At 56.3% G+C, this 15,187-nt stretch carries 14 protein-coding genes and 1 tRNA gene; 7 read left to right on the top strand and 8 right to left on the bottom strand.

Annotation, left to right across the window (positions count from 1 at the left end):
• Positions 1 to 121: 121 nt before the first annotated feature.
• The 4 genes from mgtA to AC1Q67_RS18340 all read right to left on the bottom strand — a co-directional run bounded on the left by mgtA (position 122) and on the right by AC1Q67_RS18340 (position 4,404).
• A complete protein-coding gene (gene mgtA, locus AC1Q67_RS18355; protein ID WP_492236874.1) occupies positions 122 to 2,716 on the bottom strand; it encodes a magnesium-translocating P-type ATPase in 2,595 nt (864 codons plus the stop codon).
• Positions 2,717 to 2,752: 36 nt separating this feature from the next.
• Positions 2,753 to 3,115: a c-type cytochrome gene (locus AC1Q67_RS18350; RefSeq protein ID WP_492236875.1), complete on the bottom strand. Its 363-nt coding sequence runs from the start codon at positions 3,113 to 3,115 to the stop codon at positions 2,753 to 2,755.
• Between the two features lie 28 nt (positions 3,116 to 3,143).
• Positions 3,144 to 3,614 carry a hypothetical protein gene (locus tag AC1Q67_RS18345; RefSeq protein WP_492236876.1) on the bottom strand — a complete coding sequence of 157 codons (471 nt, stop codon included), beginning with the start codon at positions 3,612 to 3,614 and terminating at the stop codon, positions 3,144 to 3,146.
• 289 nt (positions 3,615 to 3,903) lie between these two features.
• Entirely contained in the window at positions 3,904 to 4,404 is a 501-nt protein-coding gene (locus tag AC1Q67_RS18340) for a host attachment protein (protein WP_492236877.1), read from the bottom strand.
• Between the two features lie 93 nt (positions 4,405 to 4,497).
• Here AC1Q67_RS18340 and AC1Q67_RS18335 point away from each other — a divergent pair, with 93 nt between their 5' ends.
• The 3 genes from AC1Q67_RS18335 to AC1Q67_RS18325 all read left to right on the top strand — a co-directional run bounded on the left by AC1Q67_RS18335 (position 4,498) and on the right by AC1Q67_RS18325 (position 7,924).
• The gene (locus AC1Q67_RS18335; RefSeq protein WP_492236878.1) at positions 4,498 to 5,145 is read left to right on the top strand and encodes a BON domain-containing protein; all 648 of its coding nucleotides are present in this window, start codon (positions 4,498 to 4,500) and stop codon (positions 5,143 to 5,145) included.
• 79 nt (positions 5,146 to 5,224) lie between these two features.
• Complete coding sequence (locus tag AC1Q67_RS18330; RefSeq protein ID WP_492236879.1) at positions 5,225 to 6,997, top strand: PHA/PHB synthase family protein; 1,773 nt, start codon at positions 5,225 to 5,227, stop codon at positions 6,995 to 6,997.
• 240 nt (positions 6,998 to 7,237) lie between these two features.
• Entirely contained in the window at positions 7,238 to 7,924 is a 687-nt protein-coding gene (locus AC1Q67_RS18325) for a CBS domain-containing protein (protein WP_492236880.1), read from the top strand.
• A 228-nt stretch (positions 7,925 to 8,152) separates the two neighbouring features.
• On the opposite strand, the gene AC1Q67_RS18320 is transcribed toward AC1Q67_RS18325, so the two are convergent.
• The gene (locus AC1Q67_RS18320; protein WP_492236881.1) at positions 8,153 to 8,635 is read right to left on the bottom strand and encodes a CBS domain-containing protein; all 483 of its coding nucleotides are present in this window, start codon (positions 8,633 to 8,635) and stop codon (positions 8,153 to 8,155) included.
• A 243-nt stretch (positions 8,636 to 8,878) separates the two neighbouring features.
• Entirely contained in the window at positions 8,879 to 9,709 is an 831-nt protein-coding gene (locus tag AC1Q67_RS18315) for a universal stress protein (protein ID WP_492236882.1), read from the bottom strand.
• 521 nt (positions 9,710 to 10,230) lie between these two features.
• On the opposite strand from AC1Q67_RS18315, the gene AC1Q67_RS18310 reads away from it, so the two are divergent.
• Positions 10,231 to 10,416 (top strand): hypothetical protein, encoded by a 186-nt coding sequence (locus AC1Q67_RS18310; RefSeq protein ID WP_492236883.1) that lies wholly within the window; start codon positions 10,231 to 10,233, stop codon positions 10,414 to 10,416.
• Positions 10,417 to 10,897: 481 nt separating this feature from the next.
• On the opposite strand, the gene AC1Q67_RS18305 is transcribed toward AC1Q67_RS18310, so the two are convergent.
• A tRNA-Gln gene (locus AC1Q67_RS18305) sits at positions 10,898 to 10,971 on the bottom strand.
• 433 nt (positions 10,972 to 11,404) lie between these two features.
• Here AC1Q67_RS18305 and AC1Q67_RS18300 point away from each other — a divergent pair.
• The 3 genes from AC1Q67_RS18300 to AC1Q67_RS18290 all read left to right on the top strand — a co-directional run bounded on the left by AC1Q67_RS18300 (position 11,405) and on the right by AC1Q67_RS18290 (position 14,343).
• The gene (locus tag AC1Q67_RS18300; RefSeq protein WP_492236884.1) at positions 11,405 to 13,165 is read left to right on the top strand and encodes an ATP-binding protein; all 1,761 of its coding nucleotides are present in this window, start codon (positions 11,405 to 11,407) and stop codon (positions 13,163 to 13,165) included.
• Positions 13,166 to 13,270: 105 nt separating this feature from the next.
• Positions 13,271 to 13,852 (top strand): peroxidase-related enzyme, encoded by a 582-nt coding sequence (locus AC1Q67_RS18295; RefSeq protein WP_492236885.1) that lies wholly within the window; start codon positions 13,271 to 13,273, stop codon positions 13,850 to 13,852.
• 26 nt (positions 13,853 to 13,878) lie between these two features.
• Positions 13,879 to 14,343: an MgtC/SapB family protein gene (locus tag AC1Q67_RS18290; RefSeq protein WP_024574540.1), complete on the top strand. Its 465-nt coding sequence runs from the start codon at positions 13,879 to 13,881 to the stop codon at positions 14,341 to 14,343.
• A gap of 29 nt (positions 14,344 to 14,372) precedes the next feature.
• On the opposite strand, the gene AC1Q67_RS18285 is transcribed toward AC1Q67_RS18290, so the two are convergent.
• Positions 14,373 to 14,996, bottom strand: a complete 624-nt coding sequence (locus tag AC1Q67_RS18285) for a ParB-like protein (RefSeq protein WP_492236886.1) — start codon at positions 14,994 to 14,996, stop codon at positions 14,373 to 14,375.
• Positions 14,997 to 15,187: the final 191 nt, after the last annotated feature.

Here is a 15,187-nt window from a genome sequence, read left to right as displayed (position 1 = left end):
GCCTCCTCGCCTGAAGGTGCATTACGTCCACGTCTCAGCAGAGACCCGTTGACCCATATCAAATCTCTGAAAGCGCAGCTCGCGACACGCATCACATTCTGGGACGTGCTTGCCTTCGGGATTATCTCAGAAAGGACGATGGTGTGTGAATCATGGTCTTAATACGAGTCGATCGTGCAGCTATGAGGCGGTAGAAAGCGTGCTTGGCGATGTCCACGATCGCAAGATACGCGAGTGTCGCGCTGATCACGAAGAAAAAGAATAGCTGCGGCGGCGCTACAAATCCAAATAATCTGCCGATCGGAGAAAACGGGAGGGAGATTGCGATAGTAATAACTCCAAGGGCCATGACGATGAGAAGCATATGCGGTGTGCTCCGAAAGAACGGTCGTCGCGTTCGGATGGCGAAAACCACTAGAACCTGGGTCGTGATCGATTCGATGAACCAGCCCGTCTGAAAGAGCGCTTCGCCAGCGCCGAATAAATACAAAAGCACATAGAATGTCAGAAAATCAAAGACAGAGCTAACCGGCCCGAATACCAGCATGAATCGCTCGATAAACTTGACGTCCCATTTCACCGGTCCTGCGATCGCCTCCTCATCCACCCGGTCGAAGGGAATCGCGATCTCAGACACATCGTAGAGAAGGTTGTTCAACAAAATCTGGATCGGGAGCATCGGCAAAAAAGGCAAGAACAACGCCGCACCGGCCATGCTGAACATATTGCCAAAATTCGAACTTGACCCCATCAGGACATACTTGGACACGTTCTGGACCGTGCTGCGCCCGCAGACCACAGCCTCACGCACAACAGAAAGATCCTGTTCGAGCAGGATCAAGTCGGCCGCCGCGCGTGCGACATCGGCGGACTCGGCGACTGATATTCCAACATCGGCCGCGTGCAACGCGGGTGCATCGTTGATTCCGTCGCCCATGAAGCCAACGACATGGCCAAGCCGTTTAAGCGCGAGCAAAATCCGAAGCTTCTGCTGCGGATTGACGCGGCAGAATAGGTTGACCTGCGAGAGCTGCCCGATTAACGCTTCGTCCGAAAGATGCATCAGTTGGTCGCCGGTCAGCACCCCAATGACCGGCACACCGATCTCCTCGAAGACGTGGCGCGTCACGCGTTCGTTATCACCGGTCAGCACCTTCACGGCAACGCCCGCTGCGGTCATAGCGCGGATAGTAGCTCCAGCACTGGTCTTTGGAGGATCAAGGAAAACAGCAAAACCGGAAAAGACAAGGTCGCTCTCGTCGCTAACCACGGCGGTCTCGTGAACCACATCAACCACGTGACTGCCGATGCCTAGGGCGCGAAATCCTTGCGCACCGAGATCATCAAGGGTGGCTTCGAAGCAACGACGTGTTTCAGGATCAAGCGGCAAAACCGTCCCGTCCGCCGCCTCGTATCGGCCCGACAACCGAAGCAGCTCCTCCGGCGCACCTTTAACTATCAGACGGCGCTCGGCACCGTGCTGCACCAGAACCGAGACGCGCCGCCGCTCGAAATCGAATGGCACTTCGTCGATCTTCTTCCAGCCGGTCATATCGAATCGACTTGCTGCAAGGATTGCCTCATCGAGCGGGCTCTTCATCCCAGTCTCAAAGCGGCTGTTCACATAGGCGTAGGCATAGACAGATGCACTCTCAGCACCGCGCCCGTCAATTGTGCGCGCAAGCTTGATCTTGGCTTCAGTCAGCGTTCCAGTCTTATCCGTGCAAAGCATGTTCATGGCGCCGAGATCGTGAATTGCGGACAGGCGCTTCACAATCACCTTTCGCTTCGACAACTCCAATGCTGAACGCGCAAGCGTGACGCTCACGATCATCGGCAACAGCTCAGGCGTCAAACCGACAGCAAGCGCCAGCGCAAACATCAAGGACTCCAGCACTGGCCGGTGAAATGAGATGTTCACCACCAGGACAAAGAGCACCATCAATATTGTAAGACGCATGATCAGCAGGCCAAACCGACGAATGCCGACCTCAAAGGCGGTGGCTGGTGGCTTTTCCCCGAGGCTTGCCGCCAGATGGCCGAGAGCCGTCTTGCCTCCAGTTCGGCAGATAACAATTGTCGCGGTGCCGCTGATCACAGAGGTGCCTGCAAATACGGCATTGGAAGCTCCGGCAGGGTTTTTGGCACCCGACGGAGCATCGCTACACTGCTTCTCGACCGGATATGCCTCCCCGGTCAAAAGCGCCTGATTGATGAAAAGATCTCGGCTTTCGAGCAGCCGCGAGTCTGCCGGCACGAGATCGCCAGCGATGAGTTCGACGATATCGCCGGGCACCAGACAATCGGTCGGCACCGGCAGGCAGGTGCCGCTGCGTCGTACCGTTGCATGTACCGCGACCGACCGGCGGAGTGCCTCGACCGCATTCTGAGCGCGAACTTCCTGAACGAAATCGATCGTCATGCTGATCAATACGATCATCACGACGATCAGGAAGCTCGCGACATCGCCGCTTGCCGCCGACAATCCGCTCGCCACGAGTAGGATAATGACCAGCGGGTTTCGAAATCGCGAAAGAAACTGGAGCCAGCGCGGCGATTGCTTGACAGTAGCGGCGTCGTTCGGCCCAAACGTCTTCAAACGTAGTTGAGCTTCTGCGGCATCAAGACCAACGGCGCTCGTCATCAGTCGCGCGAGAATTCGATCAACCGGCTCCTGCCAGATTTCCTCCGCATCGAGCTCTTTTATCGGGTTCATCTTGACGCCCTGATGAGTTCGCCATTGGCGGTAGGTCTATTTTGCGGCCTTTAGCGCCATGAAATATGCAACGAGCTCATCTATCTGATAGTCCACAAGCCGAGGATTTGGCATAGCCTCCGCAGGCCCGAGATTGCGATGATTCGAGCTGAGGAGTTCCCGTAGCGACTTTTCCGTTAATGACGGCCGCTGCGCGAGTACAGCGAAGCTCGGTGCGGGCGGCCTCAGCAGCGGGCTCTCGTCAGACCTTGACGTTACGACATGGCAGGCGCCGCAGACCATTTGTGCAAATTTGCGCCCCGCTGCGATCTGATCGGCAGACGGCTCCTCAGCCTGCGCGGGCGAAGCGAGGCTCGCAAAAAGCGCCAAACCAACCAGAGCAAACCCGCGCAATGCCATGACGAAAACTCCACTCCCCTTTGCCTATCTATGGTTTGCCCTGAACCGGGAAGACCTGATCGCTGAAAGGTGAAGCGGTTGGCACCCTTATGACGATATAGCCACGTTCCATCGACTGATGGCAGGAGTTGCACCCTGCTGTCAGTGAACCGAATGCGGTTACAAATGCTCGCGTATCCTTTGCCTGGATCGCACCGGCGACAGCCTCAATGGGATCTGCCATTGTGGTGACATTCGTCACTGGAATGCCCGGATACAGCGAAGCCGCCTCGATCAGACTCGCCCTGAATTGGCGAAGTTCATAGGCGGCGAGTTCCCAATTCGAAGACTGACCGGCAAACCACAGTTTCATATGCCGCAACTGCGTGCCGCTCATAATATCGGCCAGCCGCAGGATATGCCGCCCGTTCTCGTTGTCCTGGGCTCCAGATTTTACAATAGCGAACGGGATCAAGACGGGAAGTACAAGCAGGACTAGAATATGGAAGCGGAACCTCATTCGACCCTCCACTCACCTGCCCTTGGCGTCGCAGGGCGGTCAACACGACACGTCGCGAATTTCGCAAGCCGGCAGAGCGTGCGGCTTGCGCTTTATCAAGCCCTAGACCCGTTGCATTAATCCCGACCTTAATGCGATGGGCGAAGCAGCGGCCGCATCGATTGCGGCAATACCGCGTGCGCCTAATCCAAACTGATAAGTCCTTCTTGAGAAGCGGTCGTTAGATATCGGAAATATCTCAATCATACCGCCGGTGATTGTGCGCGACACGACGGCACCAGACCGTAGATCAATTTGCACCAGTAAGATGTTTCTCAATGTCCCAGACAGGCGAACGCGTAAGATCCTTGTTTACTTCCAGAATGATGCTGGCCCTCACGTCGGGATGAAATGCGCCTCGCAGCGCGGACAATGTTCTCGGCGGCGCGACGAGGATAAGCGCCTTCCCTTTTCCCGACCGAACCATGCGCTCTATCGAGGCGGCAATCGTTCGCGCAAACCGATGCTCTCCTATGTCGTGCCAATCGGTGGCGTCGACGGCGCTTCTGCGGCCAAGGTGAATAGCTTCATGCACCCGTCCGGGGCGATCGGTGCCTTGCTCCCGGCTTGGTGGATTTGCATTCTCGAACACCGTTTCGGTCACGAGATTTGGAAATCTCTCATCTCCTTGATTGCGAAGAAACAAGGCCTTCCGGCCATCACCAACGACTATCAAAGCATCATGCGGAATACTTGGCATGCTCCTGCATTCCTTACGTAGCGGCGCGACGGCGTCATTTTCGAGTCCCATAATCGGTCTTCCAACCTCTGGTGCCTTGATCCTGATCAAGGTGAGGACCGTTTGCGGCCGTAACATTTGTTTGGTTCAACGATGGAGAATGACATGACTGACGCTCAACTCAGGCAAGACATAGTCGACGAACTGGAATTCGATCCCAGCTTTCGCGGAGAGCATATTGGTGTGGCCGTTGACAAGAATGTCGTCACGCTCACCGGGCATGTCGGAAGTTACGCGGAGAAAGTGGCGGCAATCGCTGCCGTCCGCCGTGTAAAGGGCGTGCATGCGATCGCCGAAAACATCGAAGTACGCTATCCATTCCAGAACAAAACTGCGGACGATCAAATCGCAAAACGCGCTTCTGACATCCTGGACTGGGATGTTCTTGTTCCGAGCGGAATTGACGTCCTGGTTCAGGACGGTTGGGTGACACTCAGCGGCAGTGCCGATTGGTACTACCAAAAAACGGCAGCTGAAGATGATGTCCGCAAGCTGTCAGGCGTGCGTGGGGTGACGAACAATATCTCTATTAGCCCCCGCGTGGATGCTTCGAACGTCAAAAGCAAAATTGAATCGGCGCTCAAGCGTCATGCCGAGGTGGAGGCGAAAGCAATCCGCGTCACCGTGCAGAACGGGAACAAGATCATTCTGGAAGGCAGTGTCGACAATTGGGATGAACGGCGGGCCGTTGAGAGTGCCGCGTGGTCGGCTCCCGGCGTCGCCTCGGTCGATGACCGGCTCGTAATCGCATGATCGATCGGCCGCGCGGCGCCTCGGATGAGACGCCGCCAGTCTTCATAGACATGTTGAATTCGTCTCGGGAAGCAGCGGCATGAGCCCTAACGACAAACCTGTGGCCGATCCTGATGCTGCAACTGCCCTGCCTGCCGCGCCCACCTCGCCATTCCGCGAATTCGACCGCCGACGGATTGGCCGCTTTGGAATTCTTTCCGGCGGACAATCGCCGTGGGCGGCTACGCAGGCATGGCAGGACTGGGCGTTCCACTTGATGCTTTCGAGCGGAAAGCAGATTGAGCTTTGGGAGCTTGCTCTGGATTCGGTGACTTCTTTCTGGCACGAAATCTTCACCGGCGCCCGGAAAAATGAGGAGCAGGAAGATCCCCTCGATCGCCGCTTCCGCGATACTCGCTGGAAAACCCCACCATTTAGCCTGCTGGCTAAAGCTCAACTCGCGGCCGAAGCTCAATGGCACGCGGCCACTCGTGATATCCCGGGCATCGAACGCCATCATGCGAAGCGTGTCGAGTTCATCGGTAGTTTTCTGCTCAACTCTCTCTCGCCTGTAAATTTCGCATGGACCAATCCAACGGTTCTGGAAGCGACCATGCGTTCCTCCGGTATCAATTTTGTTGGCGGAGCGTCGCTGCTCATTGAGGACTTCTTCCGGTTGGCGCGCGGCGGAAAGCTTAAAGGCCTCGAGGCGTTCAAAGTCGGCCGCAACATGGCCGTGACGCAAGGCAAGGTCATCTTTCGGAACGAATTGATGGAGCTCATCCAGTATGCTCCGACAACACCCCAAGTCCATAAGGAGCCGATCCTCATCGTTCCAGCATGGATCATGAAATACTACATCCTCGATCTCAGCCCCCAGAACTCACTCGTCCGCTATCTGGTCGATATGGGATACACCGTCTTCATAATATCGTGGAGAAATCCCGGTCCGGAATTGCGAAATACGTCGCTTGATGACTACCGAAGCAAAGGTGTGATGACTGCGCTCGATGCCATCGGCAGAGCCGTTCCAAATCAGAAGCTCCACGCGGTAGGATACTGCCTCGGCGGCACGATTCTAGCGATTACAGCGGCCACCATGGATCGCGACCATGATGACAGACTCCTAAGCCTGAGCTTGCTCGCCGCTCAGACCGATTTTGAAGACGCTGGTGAACTGATGCTTTTCATCGACGAAAGCCAGCTCGCGTTGCTCGACGACATGATGCATGTTCAGGGTTTCTTGGATACACGGCAGATGGCGGGGGCATTCTCCGTTCTGCGTGCCAATGAAATGATTTTCTCGCAGTTTGTCGAACGGTATTTTCTCGGTCAGCCAAGGTCTCCGACCGAGCTAGATGCCTGGCTGGCCGACGCTACGCGCATGCCGGCGCGGATGCACAGTGAATACCTCCGCCAACTCTTTCTCGATAACACCTTCGCTCATGGGAAATATCTCGTCGATGGGCGTGCTGTGGCGCTGAAGGACCTGAAAGTCCCCACCTTCACTCTCGGAGCGGAAAGAGATCACATTGCTCCCTGGCGATCCGTCTACAAGACACAGCTCTATAGCTCCGCCAACACCGAGTTCGTCTTAGCCGGCGGTGGGCACAATAGTTCCGTCGTGAGTCCACCCGGAAAGACAGGTGCCTATTATCGCATCAGCACATGCAGAAATCCCAACGAATACGTTGACCCCGATACATGGCTTGCCTCAGCTTCCAAAAGACAGGGGTCATGGTGGCCCGAATGGGTGCGCTGGCTCGATTCCCGTTCTTCAGGCGAAAGGGTTAGCTTTTCCTGTCGCTCCGTTGCTGCTGACGGCTCGTCGCCGTACGAAGCGGCCCCTGGAACCTATGTGTTTCAGGCTTGAGTTGACCAATTGCATTCGGCAACTCGCTTACGCCCAGAACGGACTAGATGCGGTCAAGGGCAGTAAACGAAACGGAAGGCCAGCGGACTAAACGACACGACCGAGAACTCCATGAGAGTGACCTCATTTGACATGCGTCAAATGGGCTTACTGGGAGTTGCTGGCCCTCAACTGATTGACCTGAATCAACAACAACTATGTGGAACCACTCTATTTAGATCGAAACGTGTGGAGGTTGTGATGCTGGCTCGCGACGTCATGGTTTCTCCCGTCATCACCATAAGTCCATCTGCCAAGGTCCGGGAGGCGGCAAAGCTTCTCCTTGATAACAGAATTAGTGCCGTACCCGTCCTCGATCAAACTGGCAATCTTGTCGGTATCATTAGCGAAGGCGATTTGCTGCATCGCGTGGAGGCCGGCACGGAGCGGCGCCGGTCATGGTGGCTCACTGCCTTCGCTGCGAACGATACACTTGCAGCAGAGTTCATCAAGGCTCATGCGCAAAATGTTTCTGATGTCATGACGGACCGTGTCATCGCGGCGACACCAGATACCCCTCTGCAGGAAATTGCGGCAACGATGGAGAAACATGCAATCAAGCGGATCCCCATTGTGGAGCATGGCCAACTCGTCGGGATCGTAAGCCGTGCAAATCTTCTTCAGGCCGTCGCCAGCTCGCGTAGCTCGCTCGAATTATCACCGGGTGACCGCGACATTCGTGAACGTATCCTTTCGATGCTGAAGTCCAAGCCATGGGCCCACACGCTGTATCTAAGCGTCACAGTTGTTGATGGTGTCGTCGATCTCTGGGGAGTCGTTGATTCCGGCACGGAAAGAAAGGCTATCAACGTCGCCGCCAGTTCGGTCCCTGGCGTCGTTGCCGTCAACGACAATCTGGTGATGCGTAACTCTCATTCATGGGAGTGACTGACCAGTGGCAGATCGCGATCGATCATTCACTCGTAATCGTATGGTCTGGGTGTTGCCGTACTAAATGGCGTTGTTGAGCCAAGCGGCATCATCACCGATCAATCGCCCGCCGGCGTATCGCGGCCGAGCGCCAATTGAAAGACGCCTTGCTGAATGCCGATTGCATCGAGGTTGTACGCGTTACATCGCCCGCCCTAAAGTCCTAAAGGAAAACGCGCTATTTCCTCACAAGGTCGGGGCACTGGAAACTTCTTCCTCGGTCCGGCGCAAGCACCGCTCCAGGGCTGCTATGAGCTCGAAGCGACTGACAATACCGATCACTTGTCCGGCGGCCACCACAGGAACCTGGCCGACTTTGCTGGCATCCATGACGGTTACGACATCATCGACCGTTGCATCCTCTTCGACGCAGACAGGCGCTGGAGTCATGATTTCTTCCACTAACAGCCCACGCATCTGCCGCCGGGCAGAATCGTTCTCCTCTCTTCCAAGAAAACGCCCAAGCCAATTTCCCGCTAGAGGGATCACGCCCAATTCATTTCGGTGAAGCAGATTACCCTCAGAAACAATTCCAACCAATTCTCCTTTCTCATCAAGCACGGGCAGTCCTCTTTGATTTGTCTGCATCAGCAGTCTCGCGACCTCGATAAGGGATGTTCCGGGTTTCACCGTTGCAAAGGACTCTCGCATAATATCCGTGACACGCATGATTGGATTCCTCGGTACAAGGCCCAAGTGAGTAGGCTGCCCAGGATCAAATTACACTCCGAACGGGTTGTATCCGGAAGCTCGGCTATTTCTGCCGAATCCAGCGGCGTAACTGCCTGGGTGTCGTCAAACCACCACTCAAATAAGCTGGACGGGACGGCATGCGAAAGTAATCGCTATCTTTTGAGCCGGTGGCATCCTGTCGGCTGGGAAACCTTTGCTCCCATCAAATTCGCCGGCTCGTTAATGCGACATTAGCACCGGAACCGTCATTGTAGACAGCATTTGACGTGTCGTCCCGCCCAGCACAAATTCTCTAAATCGGGAATGCCCATAGCCGCCCATGACAATCATATTGGCAGAGCAATCGGACACATGCGACAGAACGGCATTCGTCACATCGATATCTGCTGCCGGGATTGATTCCACCCCGACTTTGATACCGTGACGCGCAAGGTGAGCGCCTATATCGACCCCCGGTATTTCACGTCCGCCAGGACTCTTCTCAGTCAACACCGTAAGCAATTCTACGGCCTGTGCCCTTCTGAGAAACGGAAGCGCGTCGTTAATGGCGCGCGCTGCCGTGCGACTGCCATCCCAACAGCAAACAATCCTTTCGAGCTTAAGCCCGTCTCTCTGCGTATACGGCACAACCATAACCGGCCGGCCGGACTCAAATAATGCCATTTCGATCAGAAAGTCATTGTTAATCCAACTATCTCGATCGGACTGCATCACGACGCTTAGGTCGAAACGCCGCGCCATGCTCGAGAACATCTCGGCTGGTCCGGAATCACTGCGGGTTACCAAATGAGGCTCTGCGGAAAGCAGGCTTCGCTTGGCTGCGGCCTCGAAACGGTCGACGGCCTCCCGGGTCTTCTTTTCGTCCTCAGCGATAATGCTGGACAGAACGTTGGAAGGAACTTCCGCCATCAGGCTTGGAGAGATGCTCCTATAGGCAAATGCGAATCCGGCAATATGAGCATCAAACTGCTCTGCAATGGAAATCGCAAAGTCACTTGCATGATCCCGCGCAGCATCTTGCTCGATATTAAGAATGACATCCTTGATCATGGAGTCCTCCGGGAAGCCGATAACGAGGAATATGCACTCTCCCCAAACCGCGGGATTGACACATATCAAGAAGTTCAATCTTGGAAGCGAGGAGCGACTGGCAACAATATTGATTTGGATCAGATGCGGTCTGACATGACATGATCTTTTGCCCGGCGCGATTGCGCGCCCAGGCTCAAGATTCGCTTCTCCAATATCGATATGGGCCGAGAAAATGTCGTGATCGTATCACGGCATTCGCATGCCCCTGCGTCCAGACGTCTTCCAGTCAGATTGAACTGCGTCGCGGAGAGAAATTCCTTCTCGACGCCCTGCTGATAACCGACGACGACGCAGTCGTACCCCACTTCGCATCAATGCGGCCCGCGAATAAACGCTTGTAATCGTTAATATAAATACCTGAAGCCATCAATCGGCTAACGCGAATTGGGTAGCTATGCCATCCGCTGTTTAGAATTGTGAGTTGAAATTTTCCCTGCCGCTGTTGAGATTAAGCCTCGTCATTGGTGTTGGGAGGCGTCATGGAACGCTTCATTCACAACGAGAATATACGGCGTTATCGAAAGCTGCTTGAGGAAGAAAAGGACGAGGAAAAGAGGAATATCATCCGCAAACTTCTCGCAGAGGAAGAAGCGAGGCAGATTCCCAATCCTGCGGTCCAAAGCGATAGGCCAAAAGGCACTGGAACGGACACCAAGCAGTCTTAAGTTCCAGTTTGGCTTGCGTGTTGTCTCATCTCGAACATCATCGAATCCATCGCCGTCTCGACGTGCGGATTATCGCCCCAGCTGAGTTCGTTCAAAGCGAGCAATCAGTCGTGGTGAATGGCTACGGAGCCTTCGTTGTCAACAACATCCGATTACAGGGACATAAGGACAACCTCGTCGATGTGATCGCGGGTGGACCAGTGTTCGATCCGCCGACCGGTTGCGAGCGCGTCGAATGGAATCCCGAAACGCGCCAGTGGCGATCTGTATGGGCCCGTAACAATGTGACCGGGACCATCATGGTCCCGTCTTCAGAGCGAGTCTTCAAAGAGGGGATTTTCAATAGACAGCCGGAGACTAGGAATTCTCGCCGCAAAAGTTCGACAATTGGAATTTTGGAGACTCATCGACGTCAAAGAAGCCCGCATTTTGCGGGCCTTTCTGGTGTCTGCGAAGGATATTCTCTGAAAGCCGGACTGGCTGGCTGGGGAACTAGGATTCGAACCTAGACAAACAGAGTCAGAGTCTGTTGTGCTACCGTTACACCATTCCCCAATCGATTGCGGACCTTGATCTGACACACGGTGTGGCACCGGCGGATCGCTGTCCAAATCAGCAAATCGATATCGCGCGCTGGATATAAAGCGGTGCTGCGCCGCGGTCTACCCCTGCCTTTCCCTATCCCCTGATCACGGCGCTCGGAAGATGACCGCCGGTCCCTGGCCGGGTGCCGGATGCCATCCATTAATCCAAGGTAAACAAAGGCTTAATCGCATTCGAGAGGCAACTGAACGGCTCGGTCTGTCAGGACGAAAATACCCCTTGAACTACGGGACCTTACCCCACCACGGGATTTCAGCGGTTGCAGCGTCTGCCGACAACCACCTTTGGGAATCGGAAGAGTTCTTCCGGACCGTTTAACATTCCTGCAACAAGCCTTTGTACAATCGGGAGAAATTCGGCCCATTAAGACAGGCTACACCTCTCTATGTTGACTTCTCCGCAGCCAGCCTCGCTCGGGCGCGTCATTTCGGTACGCGGCTCGCAGGCACGCGTCGGTCTTATGGCGACGAGCCAGATCAATGATGCCAACGTCCGCGCCACTGTCGGCCAATTTTTCGGTATCCGGACCGCTACCACTATCATCGTTGCGATGATCACCGAGGTCAGCCGCGAAAACCTGCCGGCAACCGACAATTACATCGCTATCGCCTCGGTCGACCTTTTGGGGGAAATCGGGACTGGCCCTTCCGGCCGCTTCCAGCGAGGCGTCACCAGCTACCCGACAATCGGCGACATGGTGGACGTCCTGACCAACCAGCAACTGAGGACTGTATACGCGCCGTCAAAGGCCGAGCAGATCAACATCGGCACGCTGCAACAGGATCCGTCCGTTATCGCCTATGTCGATGTCGAGGACATGCTGAGCAAGCATTTTGCGGTACTGGGCTCCACCGGCGTCGGTAAATCCAGCGGTGTCTCGTTGCTGCTGAATGAAATTCTGCGCGTACGGCCAAACCTGCGCGTGTTCCTGCTCGACGTGCATAACGAATACGGCCGATGCTTCGGCGACAAGGCGCTCGTTCTCAATCCCCGGAATCTCAAGCTGCCGTTCTGGCTTTTCAATTTCGAGGAATTCGTCGACGTCATCTTCGGCGGGCGCCCCGGCGTTCCAGAAGAACTCGAAGTTCTCATCGAACTCATTCCGGTGGCAAAGGCGACCTATACACAATACCAAAACACGGATCGCCTTGGCCTGAAACGCGTCGACGCCAAGACCGTCGGCTACACGGCCGATACGCCGGTACCATATCGGCTGGTCGATCTGATTTCGCTGATCGACGAGCGCATGGGCAAACTGGAAAACCGCTCCTCCCGTATCGTCTATCACAAGCTGATTACGCGTATCGAAACCGTCAAGAACGATCCGCGTTACGCCTTCATGTTCGAGAATGCCAACGTCGGCGGCGATACGATGGCCGAGGTTATCAGCCTCCTGTTTCGCATGCCGGCGAATGGCCGGCCAATGACGGTCATGCAGCTCGCTGGCTTCCCGGCGGAAGTCGTGGACTCTGTCGTGTCCGTGCTGTGCCGGATGGCGTTCGATTTCGGATTGTGGAGCGATGGCGCGTCACCGATGCTGTTCGTCTGTGAGGAAGCACATCGCTATGCATCCGCGGATCGCGGCGTAGGTTTCGGACCGACACGCAAGGCCGTGTCGCGCATCGCCAAGGAAGGCCGCAAATACGGCGTCTATCTTGCGCTGGTGACGCAGCGCCCCGCCGAACTCGACGCAACGATCATCTCCCAGTGCAACACGCTGTTTGCGATGCGACTTGCAAACGAGCGTGACCAGATGCTGTTGCGCTCCGCAGTTTCCGATGCCGCCGCAAACCTTCTGTCGTTCGTGCCCTCGCTCGGAACGCGCGAAGTGCTAGCGTTCGGCGAAGGCGTTGCTCTCCCGACCCGGCTGCGCTTCAAAGAGGTTCCGGCGCATCAATTGCCGCGCAGCGAAGCGACCATCGCGACCACGCCTTCGGCACTCAGTGGCCACGACATCACCTTTGTCGGCTCGGTGCTGGAGCGATGGCGCGGCGCGACATCCCATCGCGAAACGCCGAACGATCCAATATTCGACCGGGGCATCGCGGAGCGTCCCGTTCCCCGCGTACCGGAAGCGCCGATGCTGCAGCCCTCGCTCGGTCTCGATCCCGATCGCTTCTCGTTACTGAAAAAGCCCTTGCGCTGATCGCGGCCCTCCGCGGGACAGCCGTGCACAGCATCAGCTTTGCGCGAGGGTTGTCCTCGACTATGGTTGTCCCGTGACGCTCCCACTTTCTGCATCGGACCTGACATGACCATGCCTGCCATCAGCCGCTTTCCCGTTCCTGCCCTGAATTCGCTGCCCGACGACATCCGCACGCGCATTCTCGGCGTGCAGGAGAAATCGGGCTTTGTGCCGAATGTGTTTCTCGCGCTGGCCTATCGTCCGGACGAATTCCGGGCCTTTTTCGCCTACAACGATGCGGTGATGGAAAAGGACGGCGGCCTGAGCAAGGCCGAGCGCGAAATGATTGTGGTTGCGACCAGCGCCGCCAATCAGTGCCATTACTGTGTCGTCTCGCACGGCGCCGTGCTGCGCATTCGTGCGAAGAATCCATTGATCGCGGATCAGATCGCCAACAACTACCGCAAAGCCGACATCACGCCCCGGCAGCGCGCCATGCTCGATTTCGCGGTCAAGGTTTGCCTGGAATCGCAAAAAACATCGGCGCAGGACTTCGAGGTGTTGCACGGCCACGGATTTAGCGACGACGATATCTGGGACATTGCGGCGATTGCAGCGTTCTTTGCCCTGTCGAACCGGATGGCCAGCGTTACAGAGATGCGGCCCAACGACGAATTCTATATGATGGGCCGCGTGCCGAAGGCCTGATCAGCCTGTTCAGAAAGGCGACTGCGTTGCTTGACTGGTGGGACATCATTTTACGGCTCGGGGTCGCGACGGTCGCCTCCGGCGTCATTGGCCTGAACCGGGATCTGCATGGAAAGCCGATTGGCCTGCGCACGCTGAGCTTGGTGGGTCTCGCCACTGCAACCGTCGTCCTGCTCGCCAATCCGGTGGCTCTGGAAGCCGGCCGGCTATCCGATGCAACCAGCCGCGTCATCCAGGGACTACTCACCGGCATCGGCTTTCTCGGCGCAGGGGTCATCGTTCACAGCGAGCAGGCAAAGGTAAGAGGACTGACCAGCGCAGCCTGCGTGTGGTTCACGGCCTGTATTGGAATCGTGTGCGGTCTCGGACAATGGCGGCTGGTGACAATCGCCCTCGCAATTGCGCTTATCGTCCTCGCCTTTGGCGGCCCCTTCGAGCGCGCGCTCCATCGTGCTCTTCGCGGCAGCCCTGACGAACCGCCGCCGAATTAGCGGCGCGATTTCGTTGAGATCGCAGGATCCTAGTCGTCGTCCGCGGGACCGCACCAGCCCGGCAGGTAAATCGCGTCCTTGCTCTTGCCGAGAGACAGCGCCTGCTCGATTGCCTTTGCAAAATCATTGTCGACCGTCTTGCGCGACATTCTCCGGCGCAGGAAGTCCGCCCACAGGAACTCGCTGAATGGCGTTGTATCCTTTGCGAAGCCACCGGCCCGGCGCAATTCACCTGCAAGGCTTCGGAATGGATCATTCTTCAAGCCAGTCACGTCTTTCGGCAAATCCCTGTAGTTACGGCGCTCGCCTTTCGCGTCATAAGGATAAACCCACCGGTGATTGTCGAGCACGATCCAGAACGCTTTCGGATCGACCATCGTCAGGTCAGCGACCACCGAGACGAGGACTTCTTTTTCACCTTCCTCATGAAGCGCGCGTGCCAGGTGGTGATGATCGATCACATAGTTTCGCTTGTCGGGCCCGACTACGACCGGGATCATGTGGCGCCCCAGAAGCTCGGCCTTCTTCTTCGATTTGTGAGTGCGCCATCGCTTGCGCTTCTCGCCGACCTCCCGCATGCCGACGGTCATCTGGGTCGGCCGCAGGGACAGTATTGAAACGGGCTCAAGGATCGGTTCGCGTTTGTTGGCCATTGGACGGCACTCCGGTGGAGGTTCCCAGACCTTAGCCATCCCCGAGCAAAGAAGCGCGGCCCGATAACATCACTTTCGAGGCATTATTTTACAGGCCACGACCGTGCTTCGGGCCGATACTCGGCTGGATCGATTCCGGCCTATTCTTTTCGGTATCACAGGAATACCTTACTTCGCCGAAGATATAGTTG

Source organism: Afipia sp. GW823-FHT06G09 (assembly GCF_058794875.1).
This window is presented reverse-complemented; position numbering and strand designations above follow the sequence as displayed.

What these genes read in the sequence shown, in the direction of transcription:
- AC1Q67_RS18295 (WP_492236885.1), top strand. Translation starts at nt 13,271, where the DNA reads ATGACCATGCCTGCCATCAGCCGCTTTCCCGTTCCTGCCCTGAATTCG.
- AC1Q67_RS18300 (WP_492236884.1), top strand. Translation starts at nt 11,405, where the DNA reads ATGTTGACTTCTCCGCAGCCAGCCTCGCTCGGGCGCGTCATTTCGGTA.
- AC1Q67_RS18320 (WP_492236881.1), bottom strand. Translation starts at nt 8,635, where the DNA reads ATGCGTGTCACGGATATTATGCGAGAGTCCTTTGCAACGGTGAAACCC.
- AC1Q67_RS18310 (WP_492236883.1), top strand. Translation starts at nt 10,231, where the DNA reads ATGGAACGCTTCATTCACAACGAGAATATACGGCGTTATCGAAAGCTG.
- AC1Q67_RS18330 (WP_492236879.1), top strand. Translation starts at nt 5,225, where the DNA reads ATGAGCCCTAACGACAAACCTGTGGCCGATCCTGATGCTGCAACTGCC.
- AC1Q67_RS18315 (WP_492236882.1), bottom strand. Translation starts at nt 9,709, where the DNA reads ATGATCAAGGATGTCATTCTTAATATCGAGCAAGATGCTGCGCGGGAT.
- AC1Q67_RS18340 (WP_492236877.1), bottom strand. Translation starts at nt 4,404, where the DNA reads ATGGGACTCGAAAATGACGCCGTCGCGCCGCTACGTAAGGAATGCAGG.
- AC1Q67_RS18335 (WP_492236878.1), top strand. Translation starts at nt 4,498, where the DNA reads ATGACTGACGCTCAACTCAGGCAAGACATAGTCGACGAACTGGAATTC.
- AC1Q67_RS18325 (WP_492236880.1), top strand. Translation starts at nt 7,238, where the DNA reads ATGCTGGCTCGCGACGTCATGGTTTCTCCCGTCATCACCATAAGTCCA.
- AC1Q67_RS18285 (WP_492236886.1), bottom strand. Translation starts at nt 14,996, where the DNA reads ATGGCCAACAAACGCGAACCGATCCTTGAGCCCGTTTCAATACTGTCC.
- mgtA (WP_492236874.1), bottom strand. Translation starts at nt 2,716, where the DNA reads ATGAACCCGATAAAAGAGCTCGATGCGGAGGAAATCTGGCAGGAGCCG.
- AC1Q67_RS18350 (WP_492236875.1), bottom strand. Translation starts at nt 3,115, where the DNA reads ATGGCATTGCGCGGGTTTGCTCTGGTTGGTTTGGCGCTTTTTGCGAGC.
- AC1Q67_RS18345 (WP_492236876.1), bottom strand. Translation starts at nt 3,614, where the DNA reads ATGAGGTTCCGCTTCCATATTCTAGTCCTGCTTGTACTTCCCGTCTTG.